Genomic DNA, 12,389 nt, shown 5'->3' on the forward strand with positions numbered 1-12,389 from the left:
CTCACTGCTCCTCCTCCACGACGGCCAGCAGCGCGCCGACCTCCACCTGCCGGCCAGTGGTCACATGGAGGGCGCTGAGCCTTCCCGTGACGGGTGCCGCGATCTTGTGCTGCATCTTCATCGCCTCCAGCCACAGAAGGGCCTCTCCGGCCCGTACGGCGGCCCCCACGGCCAGTCCCTCGGCCACCTTCACGACCGTTCCCGGCATGGGGGCCAGGAGGGAGCCGGGGGCGTGCTGGGCGGCGGGGTCCGGGAAGCGGGGCAGGGCCCTGAGCGCCGTGGCGTTCACGTACACCTCGTCGCCGTACCTCGACACCGCGAACCTGCGCTGTACGCCGTCCACTTCGAGGACGACGAGGTCGGGAGCGGCGTGCACGACCCGGACCCCGTCCGCCTCTAGGCCGCCCGCGCGCGTGTGCCGGTAGTGGACCTCGTGCTCCTCGTCCCCCGCCGCGTAGCGCTTGACCTGCGGCTGGGAGGGGACATTGCGCCAGCCGCCGAAGCGGGAGCCGTTGGAGCGGGCGTCGGCTAGGGCGGCGGCCAGGGGGGCGTGCGGGTCGGGGGCCGGTTCGGTGAGGGCGGCCAGGTGGCGGTCGTAGAAGCCGGTGTTCATGCGGGCCGCGGTGAACTCCTCGTGGCGCAGGGAGCGGATCAGCAGGTCGCGGTTGGTGGTGGGGCCGTGGATCGTGGCGCGTTCCAGGGCGCCGGCGAGTCGGCGGACCGCCTCCGCGCGCGTGGGGGCGTGGGCGACGGCCTTCGCGAGCATCGCGTCGTAGTGGACGCCGATGGTGTCGCCGTCTTCGTAGCCCGTGTCCAGGCGGATGCCGGGGACGGTGAGGCGGTGCAGGGTGCCGGTCTGCGGGGACCAGTCGCGCGCCGGGTCCTCGGCGTAGAGGCGGGCCTCGACGGCGTGGCCACGCGCGCGTGGCGGGTCGCCGTCGAGGGCGTGTCCCTCGGCGACCCGGAGTTGCAGCGCCACCAGGTCGATGCCGAACACGGCCTCGGTGACCGGGTGTTCCACCTGGAGGCGGGTGTTCATCTCCAGGAAGTGCGCCTTGCCGTCGGCGACGAGGAACTCCACCGTGCCTGCGCCGACGTACGAGACGGCGTGCGCGGCGCGCACGGACAGCGCGCGCAACTCGTCTTCGAGCCCCTCGGAGAGCCCGGGCGCGGGCGCCTCCTCGATCACCTTCTGGTGGCGCCGCTGGAGGGAGCAGTCGCGCGTACCCAGCGCCCACACGGTGCCGTGCGCGTCGGCGAGCACCTGCACCTCGACATGCCGGCCGTTCTCGACGTACGGCTCGACGAACACCTCGCCGTCCCCGAAGGCGCTCGCGGCTTCGGCGCGCGCGCCCTCCAGCGCGGCGCCCAGCTCCTCAAGGCGGCGCACGACCCGCATCCCGCGCCCCCCGCCGCCCGCCGCCGCCTTCACCAGCACCGGCAGGTCGGCCTCGGTCACGTCCGTCAGGGGCGCGAGCCCCATCAGCTCCTTGGCGCGGGTCTTGGACGCCATGGCCTCGATGGCGGACGGGGACGGCCCGATCCAGACCAGGCCGGCGTCGAGGACCGCCCGCGCGAAGTCGGCGTTCTCGCTAAGGAAGCCGTAACCGGGGTGCACGGCGTCCGCGCCCGCGGCGATCGCCGCCTTCACGATCAGGTCGCCGCGCAGATACGTCTCCGCGGGCGCCGCGCCCGGCAGCCGTACCGCCGTGTCGGCCACGCGCGCGTGGAGCGCGTTCTCGTCGGCGTCGGAGTGCACCGCGACCGTCCGGATGCCCGACTCGCGGCAGGTGCGGAAGATCCGGCAGGCGATCTCGCCCCGGTTGGCGACCAGCACGGAAGTGATCATGGAAGTCACTGGATCCCTCACATCCGGAAGACGCCGAAGCCGCCGCGCGCACCCTCGTACGGCGCGGTGTGGATGGCCGACAGACACAGGCCGAGGACGGTGCGGGTGTCGCGCGGGTCGATGACGCCGTCGTCGTACAGCCGCCCCGACAGGAACATCGGCAGCGACTCGGACTCGATCTGCTGCTCCACCATGGCCCGCAGGGCGGCGTCGCCGTCCTCGTCGTACGGCTGGCCCTTCGCGGCCGCCGACTGCCGGGCGACGATCGACAGCACACCGGCGAGCTGCTGCGGGCCCATGACGGCCGACTTGGCGCTGGGCCAGGCGAACAGGAAGCGGGGATCGTAGGCCCGCCCGCACATGCCGTAGTGCCCGGCGCCGTAGGAGGCGCCCATCAGCACCGACAGATGCGGGACCCGGCTGTTGCTCACCGCGTTGATCATCATCGCGCCGTGCTTGATGATCCCGCCCTGCTCGTACTCCTTGCCGACCATGTAGCCGGTGGTGTTGTGCAGGAAGAGCAGGGGGATGTCGCTCTGGTTGGCGAGCTGGATGAACTGGGCCGCCTTCTGGGACTCCTCGCTGAAGAGCACCCCCTGGGCGTTCGCCAGGATGCCGACCGGATAGCCGTGCAGGGTCGCCCACCCGGTCGCCAGGCTCGTCCCGTACAGCGGCTTGAACTCGTCGAAGTCGGAGGCGTCGACGATCCGGGCGATGACCTCGCGCGGGTCGAAGGGGGTCTTCAGGTCCCCCGGGACGATGCCCAGCAGCTCGTCGGCGGAGTACTTGGGGGGCTCGGCCGGCCCCGGATCGGCGTGCGCCTTGCGGTGGTTGAGACGGGCGACCACCCGCCGTGCCTGCCGCAGCGCGTCGGGTTCGTCGACGGCGAAGTAGTCCGCGAGTCCCGACACGCGCGCGTGCATCTCGGCGCCGCCGAGGGACTCGTCGTCGCTCTCCTCACCGGTGGCCATCTTCACCAGGGGCGGCCCGCCGAGGAAGACCTTGGCACGCTCCTTGACCATGATCACGTGGTCGGACATGCCAGGGATGTACGCGCCCCCCGCCGTCGAGTTGCCGAAGACGACCGCGACGGTCGGGATCCCGGCCGCCGAAAGCCGCGTCAGATCCCGGAAGATGGCGCCCCCGGGGATGAAGATCTCCTTCTGTGACGGCAGATCGGCGCCACCCGACTCCACCAGGCTGATGCAGGGCAGACGGTTGGCGAAGGCGATGTCGTTGGCCCTCAGCGCCTTCTTCAGCGACCAGGGATTGCTGGCACCGCCGCGCACGGTCGGGTCGTTGGCGGTGATCAGACACTCCACGCCCTCCACCACCCCGATGCCGGTGACGAGCGAGGCACCGACGGTGTACTCGCTGCCCCAGGCGGCCAGCGGCGACAGCTCCAGGAAGGGCGAGTCCGGGTCGAGCAGCAGCTCGATCCGCTCACGCGCCAGCAACTTCCCCCGCTTGCGGTGCCGTTGGACGTACTTCTCACCGCCGCCCGCCAGCGCCTTCGCATGCTCGGCCGTCAGGTCGGCCAGCTTGGCCAGCATGGCCTCGCGGTTGGCCCGGTAGTCCGGACCGGCGATGTCCAGGCCGGATTCGATGACGGTCACAGCAGGACCTCCGGGATGTCCAGGTGGCGGGAGCGCAGCCATTCGCCGAGCGCCTTGGCCTGCGGGTCGAAGCGGTGCTGGGCGGCGACGCCCTCCCCGAGGATCCCCTCGACCACGAAGTTCAGGGCACGCAGATTCGGCAGGACGTGCCGGGAGACGGGCAGTTCGCCGGCTTCGGGGATCAGCTCCCGGAAGCGGTCCACCGTCAGCTCATGGACGAGCCACCGCCAGGCCTCGTCGGTCCGCACCCACACCCCCACGTTGGCGTTCCCGCCCTTGTCCCCACTGCGCGCCCCGGCGAGGAGCCCGAGCGGAGCACGGCGGAGGGGCCCGCCGGGAAGAGGTTCCGGCAGTTCCACGGCCGGTGGATCGTCGAGTACGAGGGTGTCGTGGGCCGGCGCCACCGGCTCCCGGCGCCCGTCGTGGAGGACGGCCACATGGGCGACGGCACCATGGGGGGCGTACACATCCTCGAAGACCCCATAGGGCGCGCCCTTTCCCGGTGGCGCCAGCACATGGAATCCCGGGTAGCTGGCCAGCGCCAGCTCGACGGCGGCCCCGCTCAGCACCCGCCCCACCGCCTCCTGGTCCGGGTCCCGCACCACGAGCCGCAGCAGCGCGCTCGCCGTCTCCTCGGTGGACGCGTCGGACCGGTCGGTACGCGCCAACTCCCACCGCGCATCGGCGACCTTGCTCACCGCCGGCTCCATCTGCTCCCGCACCAGCGCGGCCTTGGCCTCGATGTCGAGGCCGGTCAGGACGAAGACGACCTCGTTGCGGAAGCCGCCGAGCCGGTTGAGGCCGACCTTGAGGGTCGGGGGCGGCGCCTCACCCCGCACCCCGTCGATCCGCACCCGGTCCGGTCCGTCCTGGGTGAGCCGTACGGTGTCCAGCCGGGCGGTGACGTCCGGCCCCGCGTACCGGGCGCCCCCGGTCTCGTACAGCAGCTGTGCGGTGACGGTCCCTACGTCGACGAAACCGCCGGTACCGGGATGCTTGGTGACGACGGAGCTGCCGTCCTCATGGATCTCCGCCAGCGGAAACCCAGGCCTCCGGACGTCACGGCCCCCCTCCGCGAAGAAGGCGTAGTTGCCGCCGGTGGCCTGCGTCCCGCACTCCAGGACATGCCCGGCGACGACGGCCCCCGCGAGCCGGTCGTACTCCCCCGGTCCCCATCCGAAGTGGGCGGCGGCGGGCCCGGTGACCAGCGCGGCGTCCGTCACGCGCCCGGTGACGACGACGTCCGCGCCCTCCCGCAGACAGGCGGCGATCCCGAAGCCGCCGAGGTAGGCGTGGGCGGCGAGGCTGCCCGGGTGCGCGGCGGTGAGATCGTCGCCCTCGACATGGGCGACCCGCACGGGGATGCCGAGCCGGTCCGCCAACTGCCGTACCCGATCAGCCAGTCCGGCGGGATTGAGCCCGCCCGCATTGGAGACGATCTTCACCCCGCGCGCGCGGGCGAGCCCCAGACACTCCTCCAGCTGCCGCAGGAAGGTACGGGCGTATCCGGCGCCGGGGTCCTTCAGCCGGTCCCGGCCGAGGATCAGCATGGTCAGCTCGGCCAGATAGTCCCCGGTCAGCACGTCCAGCTCGCCGCCGGTGAGCATCTCCCGCATGGCGTCGAAACGGTCGCCGTAGAAGCCGGAGGCGTTGCCGATGCGCAGGACCGCCGTCATGCGCCCTCCCCCTTCTGCGGACGCCCGGCACCCGGAGGCCCGGCGAAGGCCTGGGCGATGTTCAGCCAGCGGTCGGCGTCGGGGCCGACGGCTTCGAGGGCGAGGTCGGCGCGGTGGGCGCGCTGGGTGACGAGGAGGCAGAAGTCCAGGGCGGGTCCGGTGACACGCTCGTCCCCGTCCTCGGGGCCGAAGGTCCACAACTCGCCTGACGGCGCGGTGAGTTCCACGCGGAACTCCTCGAACGGCACGGGCAGCCCGTGCACACCGAAGGCGAAGTCGCGGGTGCGGACGCCGAGGCGGACGATGTGCCGGAGCCGGTCGGTGGGGGTGCGCTTCACGCCGAGGGCATCGGCCACGTCCATACCGTGGGCCCAGGTCTCCATGAGGCGGGCGGTGGCCATCGAGGCGGTGGACATGGGCGGGCCGTACCAGGGGAAACGGGCGCCCTCGGGGGCGGCACGCAGGGCCTCCTCCAGCGCCTCGCGCCCGGCCCGCCAGTCGGCGAGCAGCCGCTCGGGCGGCTTCCCGGCTCCCTCCTCCGCGCCGTTGTCGACGAAGTCGCCGGGTGCGGCCAGTGCCTTCTCGACCTCGCGGGAGAAAGCCTCCCGATCGGTCACCGCCAGCACCGAGGAGTGGTCGGTCCAGGCGAGGTGGGCGATCTGGTGGGCGATGGTCCAACCTGGTGCGGGAGTCGCGAGCGCCCATTGCTCCGGGCTCAACTCGGCCACGAGCCGGTCGAGTTCCTCGCTCTCCGCACGCAGATCGTCGATGACGGGCGTCGGGTCGGCCATGGGGCGAGCATGGCAGGGGGCCCAGAAACAAGCAAGCGTGCTTGCATTAATTTGCCGGACGGTTTTCCACAACCCCCGGATCCCTGCGCAGTCGTTCGGCTACTCTGCGTGATGGGAGGTGGTGGTCGTGCATATCCGCGAACTTGATCCCAGCGCGTCACCCTTGGACTACTACGGCTACGAGCTGCGCCGCGTTCGGGAGGCGGCAGGACTGACGCAGAAGTCACTCGGGTCGATCGTGTTCTGTACGGGGTCGTTGATCGGCCAGATCGAGACGGCGGGGAAGGTACCGCAACGGGAGTTCTCGGAGCGGGTGGATGCGGCGCTGGGGACGGGCGGGACGTTTTCGAGGTTGGTGGGGCTGGTACTGCGGAGTCAGTTGCCGAGCTGGTTTCAGCCGTATGCGGAGATGGAGGCGAAGGCGGCGTACATCTCTGCGTTCCAGGCCCAGGTGGTCTACGGGCTGCTGCAGACGCCGGCGTACGCGCGAGCACTGCTCGGGGTGCGCGAGGACGGCGACCTCGATGCCAAGGTGGCAGCGAGGCTGGACCGGCAGCGCATCCTGGACCGCGACGAACCCCCGGTGATGTGGGTGGTGTTGAGCGAGGCGGTGCTGCATCAGGAAGTCGGTGGGCGGGAGGTCATGCGGGAACAACTGGCGCATTTGCTGACGATGCAGCAGCGCAAGTGGCTGGACATCCAGGTGCTGCCGTTCGAGGCAGGCGCGCACACGGGGCTGATGGGCTCGTTCAACCTCCTGCGCTTCGCGAACGACCCGGAGATCGTCTACACCGAGGACTTCGTCCAGGGGCACATTACGATCACCTTCAGGCCGCTGCTCTCTCCCCCAGGGACTCGGCTGCCCTGATCGCCCGCGCGATGGAGGAACGTTATGCGAACCAATCCGAACCCAACGGGCGCAATCTGGCGTAAGTCCTCCTACAGCGGCGACACCGGAGGGGACTGCGTGGAAGTGGCAGCCCTCACCCCCCACATAGCCGTCCGCGACTCCAAGAACCCCTCCGCCGGGATCCTCACCCTCAGCCCGGCCGCCTTCTCCGCCTTCGTCCACGGGACCTCCGGCAGGCCTCGCGACTGAAGCGAAATTCGCGCGCGCCATCCACCGCCCCCGCAGTACCGTCCCCCGGTGATCGATGAGGACGGTTACTTCGGGGAGTCCGTCGCGGCGGGGTACGACGAGTCGTCGGCGGAGATGTTCGCGGCGGCGCGGCTGGATCCGGCCGTGGACCTGCTGGCGGAGCTTGCCGGAACGGGGCGCGTGCTCGAACTCGGCATCGGCACGGGACGGGTCGCTCTGCCGCTCGCGCGGCGCGGTGTCGAGGTGCACGGCATCGACATGTCCCAGGCGATGGTGCAGCGGTTGCGGGCCAAGCCCGGGGGTGACGCGATCGGCGTGACCATCGGGGACTTCGCGACGGCCAGGGTGGAGGGCAGCTTCTCGCTGGCGTACCTGGTCTTCAACACGATCATGAACCTGACCTCTCAGGACGCCCAGGTCGACTGTTTCCGCAACGTCGCCGAGCACCTCGAACCCGGCGGCCGTTTCGTCGTCGAGGTCGGCATCCCCGATCTGCGCAGGCTGCCGCCCGGGCAGAACGCCGTGCCGTTCCATGTCGGGGACGGACGGCTCGGGTTCGATCTCTACGACGTCGCCACCCAGTCGATGAGCTCGCACCACGTACGGGTCGACGGGGAGGGCCACGGCTCCTACCTCGCCGTCCCCTTCCGCTACGTCTGGCCCTCGGAGCTGGACCTGATGGCCCGCCTGGCCGGGATGCGGCTGCGCGACCGCTGGGAGGGCTGGACCCGCGAACCCTTCACCAGCGACAGCAGGCAGCATGTGTCGGTCTGGGAGAAGGCCCGCTGACGCTCACGCGGTGGCGGCCGCCGTCGCAGCGTGGATCGCGGTCAGGAGCGAGGCCCCCGCGATCATCGTCCATTTCCGGGTGGCGACCCCGATGACGGCATCGCCCACCAGCGCCGCGGCGGCCGCGCACAGGATGAGCGAGCCGGCGGGACCCGGCCAGGCGAGCGGTGCGACGAGGGCCGCCACGCCCAGGGGCACGCCCCTGGGCGCGTACATCCAGCCGATCGCCAGCCTCGTGACCACCGCACGGCAGATGACCGCAGCGGCGGTCGCGGCCATCCCCGCGGAACCCGCCGCCGACTGAGCCGCCGCCGGCCGGTTCGGCTGGAGTGAGGTCAGGAGACCGCCGCCTCCGGCAGGGACGTCTTCCTCCGCCCCACCTGCGTCCGCACCGCCCCCATGCTCGCGCCGATGACCAGGGCGATCGCCGCCGCCTGGACGGGGCTCAGGGTCTGGCCCAGGATGAGGAAACCGGCCGTCGCCGCGAGGGCCGGCTCCAGGCTCATCAGGATCGCGAAGGTGGGCGCGGGCAGGCGGCGCAGGGCCAGGAGCTCCAGGGTGTAGGGCAGGACCGACGACATGATCGCCACCGCGGAGCCCAGCGCGATCGTCACCGGGTCCGCCAGCTTCGTACCCGACTCGGCGATCCCCAGCGGCAGCATCAACAGCGCCCCCACACCCATCGCCAGCGCCAGCCCGTCCGCCTGCGGGAAGCGGCGGCCCGTGCGGGCGCTGAAGACGATGTACGCCGCCCACATGGCCCCCGCGCCCAGCGCGAAGGCGACGCCCATCGGGTCGAGGGCGCCGAAGTCGCCGCCGCCGAGCAGAAACACGCCCGCGAGGGCGAGCGCGGCCCACACGGCGTTGATCAGGCGGCGGGAGGCGAGGACGGAGAGGGCGAGCGGGCCGAGGACCTCCAGGGTGACCGCCGCGCCGAGCGGGATGCGGTCGACGGCCTGGTAGAACAAGCCGTTCATGGCGCCCAGGGTGACACCGAAGGCGAGCACCGTGCCCCAGTCGGTGCGCGAATGACCGCGCAGCCGGGGACGGCAGACCAGCAGCAGGACCACGGCTGCGGCGAGCAGGCGGAGGGTCACCACACCCAGCGCGCCCGCCCTCGGCATCAGGTTCACCGCCAGCGCCGCGCCGAACTGCACGGAGATGCCGCCCGACAGCACCAGGCCGATCGGGCCGAGCGAACCCCGGCCGCGCGGGGCCGCGGAGGCGGACGTCGTCGGCGCGGAAGTCGTCGTGCTGGGCGTGGTCACGGGCGGTCCAGGTGATCGGCTCGGGTTCGTTCAGCGTGCTGCACTGCAAGGTCTACGGTAATAGACTCGGTCAGGCGCGTGAACCCGTTTTGCAACTGTCCCGCATGGTGGACTCAGAACCACTGGGTGTGCTGGGGGTACTGGGGGAGGCCGCGGACCGGCGGGTAGAGGTAGCCGAGGAAGGCGGCGAAGGCGAGGAGCTGGCCGAGGGGCATCCGGCCGGTGGAGATCTCCCCGGCGCCGATGCCGATCACGCGGGCTTATGAAACCTGGCAGTCAGCCATGAGCCGCGGCCCCGGTCGCCGCCCCGCGGTCACTCGTCGCCGAGCGCCTCCGCCAGCACCTCTGCCAGATGCCGGCCCCGTACTCCTGCCAGCTGCTCCAGCTGGGTGCGGCAGGAGAAGCCGTCCGCGAGGACCACCGCCTCCTCGGGTGCCTGGCGCACCGCGGGCAGCAACTGCTCCTCCGCACAGGCCGACGACACCTCGAAGTGCCCCTTCTCGAAGCCGAAGTTGCCGGCGAGACCGCAGCAGCCGCCGGTCAGTTCGCCGGTGAGGCCCGCCGCCGCGCGCAGCCGACGGTCGGGGCCGTCGCCGAGGACCGCGTGCTGGTGGCAGTGGGTCTGGCCGGTGACCGGTCGGTCGAGCCGGGGTGGGGTCCAGTCGGGGGCGTACTTCTCCAGCGCCTCCGCGAAGGTCAGCACCGAGGCGGCGAGACGGGCGGCGCGCGGGTCGTCGTGCAGCAGCTCGGGCAGATCGGTGCGCAGGGCCGCGGCGCAGCTGGGTTCCAGGACGACGAAGGGCGCCCGGTCCTCGGGCTCCAGCGGGAGAAAGGGGTCGAGCATGTCGAGCGTGCGACGCAACACCTCACGGGCGAGGTCGAGTTGGCCGGTGGTGAGGTACGTCAGCCCACAGCAGGGGCGCTCGCGGCGGACCGGCCGGAAGGCGAGGGTGTAGGACGTGGCGCCGTCCTCGTCCACCGTCTCCCTGACGTTTCTCGGCATCCTCGGGATCGGCACCGGCGTCAGCCCGGCCGCCTCCAGGACCCGCACGGCGGCCTTCCCCACGTCCGGCGAAAGGTGCTCGGTGAAGGTGTCGGGCCACAGCAGCACGGGCTTGCCCGAAGACTCCTCCTCGTACTCCAACCCCACCTCCCGGATCATGCGCCGCACCCGCGCCCTGGCCCGGCGTCCGTACCACCGGGTGAACGTCTCCGACGCGACCCGGGGCAGCTCCCGCTCGGGCGCGATCCCGCCCAGCCGCTTGGCCAGGGCCGCGAGCGGCCGTACGGCAGCCAGGGAGTTGACCAGCCACGCCACCCTTGTCCGCGTCACCCAGCGCAGCCACAACGGCAGCCACCCCATGCTGTAGTGCGCGGCCGGGCGGCGCCGGCCCTCGTAGTGGTGATGGAGGAACTCCGCCTTGTACGTGGCCATGTCGACCTCGACCGGGCAGTCGGAGCGGCAGCCCTTGCAGGACAGGCACAGGTCCAGCGCGTCCCGGACCTCCGTGGACCGCCAGCCGTCGGTGACCAGTTCACCGGCGAGCATCTCGTGCAGCAGCCGGGCACGCCCGCGTGTGGAGTGCTCCTCCTCGCCGGTCGCCCGGAAGGACGGGCACATCACGGACGCGCCGGCCGCAGCGGTCGTACGGCACTTGGCGACCCCGACGCAGCGCCGTACCGCCGCCGAGAAGTCGCCGCCGTCCGCCGGGTAGCCGAAGGCCACGTCGACCGGCTCGCGGGGCAGGACGGAGAAGCGGAGGTCGGCGTCCAGGGGCGCGGGACGGACCAGGACGCCGGGGTTGAGCAGGTCGTCCGGGTCCCAGACACCCTTCGCGCGCTCGAAGAGGGCGACCAGATCAGACCCGTACATCCTCGGCAGCAGTTCGGCCCGCGCCAGCCCGTCGCCGTGCTCCCCGGACAGCGAACCGCCGTGTGCCACCACCAGGTCGGCCAGTTCCTCCGAGAAGCGCCGGAAGCGGCCGACGCCCGTCTCGGTGAGCAGGTCGAAGTCGATGCGAACGTGGATGCAGCCGTCGCCGAAGTGACCGTACGGGGTGCCGCGCAACCCATGGGAGGACAGCAGAGAACGGAAGTCCCGCAGATAAGCGCCCAGTCGCGCGGGCGGCACCGCGCAGTCCTCCCACCCGGGCCAGGCCTCGCTGCCGTCCGGCATCCGCGTGGCCGTACCGCTCGCGTCCTCCCGGATCCGCCACAGCGCCCGCTGCCCTGCCGGCTCGGTGACGACCAGCGAGTCCACGACGTCGGCGGCCCGCACGATCGCCTCGGCACGCGCGCGTGCCTCCGCCTCCGACTCCCCGCCCGTCTCGACGAACAGCCAGGCGCCGCCCCTGGGCAGACCGGCCGAGGCAGGCACCAGATCGGCCGCCATCCCCTCCACCGTGAGCGGCCCGTACGGCAACAGGCCCGCCGCCGCCTCGGCCGCCGCGCTCTCGTCCCCGTACGCCAGCACGGCGAGCGCACGCGCGCGGGGTGCCTCGACCAGCCGTACGACCGCCTCCGTGAGCACCCCCAGGGTGCCCTCGCTGCCGCAGAACGAGCGGGCGACGTCGGCGCCCTTCTCGGGCAGCAGGGCGTCCAGCGCATAGCCGGAGATACGGCGGGGCAGCTCCGGAAAACCGGTCCGCAACAGCGCCAACTCCCCCTCCACCAGCGCCCGAAGCCCCTCCGGAGCACCCGCCCACCCGCCCCCGAGCGTCAGCCGCGCCCCGCGCGCGGTGACCACATCCAACTCCCGCACACTGTCCGCCGTCGTCCCCCAGGCCACCGAGTGCGAGCCGCAGGAGTTGTTCCCGATCATCCCGCCGAGCGTGCACCGGCTGTGCGTCGACGGATCCGGCCCGAAGCGCAGCCCGTACGCGCCGGCGGCCTCCTGCAGCCGGTCCAGCACGAGCCCCGGCTGCACGACGGCCGTACGCGCCTCGGGATCGATCGACACCAGCCGGTTCATGTGCCGGGTGAAGTCCAGCACCACACCGACGCCCGTCGCCTGTCCGGCGATCGACGTGCCCCCGCCGCGCGCCACCACCGGCACCCCGTGCTCCCGGCACACCGCCAGCACCGCCGCCACGTCCTCGGCATCCCGGGGAGCCACCACCCCGAGCGGCACGCGCCGGTAGTTGGACGCGTCCATGGTGACCAGCGCCCGGGACGTGACGTCGAAGCCGACCTCACCCCGGACGGCCGCGCGCAGCCCCGCCTCGAGATCCGTCATGCACCCAGCATGCATCCCACCACTGACAGTCACGACGACCCTGTCCACCCGGACTTCGGCGGAATC

Annotated in this window: 10 protein-coding genes and 1 pseudogene; 3 read left to right on the forward strand and 8 right to left on the reverse strand. The window is 72.0% G+C overall.

Going from position 1 to position 12,389, the window contains the following annotated elements; translation table 11 throughout:
* Position 1: 1 nt before the first annotated feature.
* Genes ABZZ74_RS10275 through ABZZ74_RS10290 form a run of 4 tightly spaced genes read right to left on the reverse strand, consistent with a single transcriptional unit; the run spans position 2 to position 5,932 of the window.
* A complete protein-coding gene (locus ABZZ74_RS10275; RefSeq protein ID WP_356763108.1) occupies positions 2 to 1,849 on the reverse strand; it encodes a biotin carboxylase N-terminal domain-containing protein in 1,848 nt (615 codons plus the stop codon).
* Positions 1,850 to 1,866: 17 nt separating this feature from the next.
* The gene (locus ABZZ74_RS10280; RefSeq protein WP_356763110.1) at positions 1,867 to 3,465 is read right to left on the reverse strand and encodes a carboxyl transferase domain-containing protein; all 1,599 of its coding nucleotides are present in this window, start codon (positions 3,463 to 3,465) and stop codon (positions 1,867 to 1,869) included.
* Positions 3,462 to 5,141: an acyclic terpene utilization AtuA family protein gene (locus ABZZ74_RS10285; RefSeq protein ID WP_356763112.1), complete on the reverse strand. Its 1,680-nt coding sequence runs from the start codon at positions 5,139 to 5,141 to the stop codon at positions 3,462 to 3,464. Before ABZZ74_RS10285 ends, ABZZ74_RS10280 begins: the two co-directional genes overlap by 4 nt.
* Complete coding sequence (locus ABZZ74_RS10290) at positions 5,138 to 5,932, reverse strand: TIGR03084 family metal-binding protein (protein ID WP_356763114.1); 795 nt, start codon at positions 5,930 to 5,932, stop codon at positions 5,138 to 5,140. The genes ABZZ74_RS10285 and ABZZ74_RS10290 overlap by 4 nt, the downstream gene beginning before the upstream one ends.
* Before the next feature lie 127 nt (positions 5,933 to 6,059).
* Here ABZZ74_RS10290 and ABZZ74_RS10295 point away from each other — a divergent pair.
* The 3 genes and pseudogenes from ABZZ74_RS10295 to ABZZ74_RS10305 all read left to right on the forward strand — a co-directional run bounded on the left by ABZZ74_RS10295 (position 6,060) and on the right by ABZZ74_RS10305 (position 7,820).
* Positions 6,060 to 6,865, forward strand: a pseudogene (locus tag ABZZ74_RS10295) (helix-turn-helix transcriptional regulator).
* Positions 6,866 to 6,899: 34 nt separating this feature from the next.
* On the forward strand, positions 6,900 to 7,031 hold the full coding sequence (locus ABZZ74_RS10300; RefSeq protein WP_356763116.1) for a DUF397 domain-containing protein: 132 nt from the start codon (positions 6,900 to 6,902) through the stop codon (positions 7,029 to 7,031).
* A gap of 48 nt (positions 7,032 to 7,079) precedes the next feature.
* Positions 7,080 to 7,820, forward strand: coding sequence for a class I SAM-dependent methyltransferase (locus ABZZ74_RS10305; protein ID WP_356763118.1), 741 nt, complete (start codon positions 7,080 to 7,082; stop codon positions 7,818 to 7,820).
* 3 nt (positions 7,821 to 7,823) lie between these two features.
* On the opposite strand, the gene ABZZ74_RS10310 is transcribed toward ABZZ74_RS10305, so the two are convergent.
* The 4 genes from ABZZ74_RS10310 to ABZZ74_RS10325 all read right to left on the reverse strand — a co-directional run bounded on the left by ABZZ74_RS10310 (position 7,824) and on the right by ABZZ74_RS10325 (position 12,323).
* Entirely contained in the window at positions 7,824 to 8,099 is a 276-nt protein-coding gene (locus ABZZ74_RS10310; protein ID WP_356763120.1) for a hypothetical protein, read from the reverse strand.
* A 56-nt stretch (positions 8,100 to 8,155) separates the two neighbouring features.
* Positions 8,156 to 9,088: an EamA family transporter gene (locus ABZZ74_RS10315; protein WP_356763122.1), complete on the reverse strand. Its 933-nt coding sequence runs from the start codon at positions 9,086 to 9,088 to the stop codon at positions 8,156 to 8,158.
* Positions 9,089 to 9,201: 113 nt separating this feature from the next.
* On the reverse strand, positions 9,202 to 9,342 hold the full coding sequence (locus tag ABZZ74_RS10320; RefSeq protein ID WP_356763311.1) for a hypothetical protein: 141 nt from the start codon (positions 9,340 to 9,342) through the stop codon (positions 9,202 to 9,204).
* 59 nt (positions 9,343 to 9,401) lie between these two features.
* Positions 9,402 to 12,323, reverse strand: coding sequence for an FAD-binding and (Fe-S)-binding domain-containing protein (locus ABZZ74_RS10325; protein WP_356763124.1), 2,922 nt, complete (start codon positions 12,321 to 12,323; stop codon positions 9,402 to 9,404).
* Positions 12,324 to 12,389: the final 66 nt, after the last annotated feature.

This window comes from Streptomyces sp. NPDC006476 (assembly GCF_040612015.1).
Lineage (GTDB): Bacteria > Actinomycetota > Actinomycetes > Streptomycetales > Streptomycetaceae > Streptomyces > Streptomyces griseorubiginosus_B.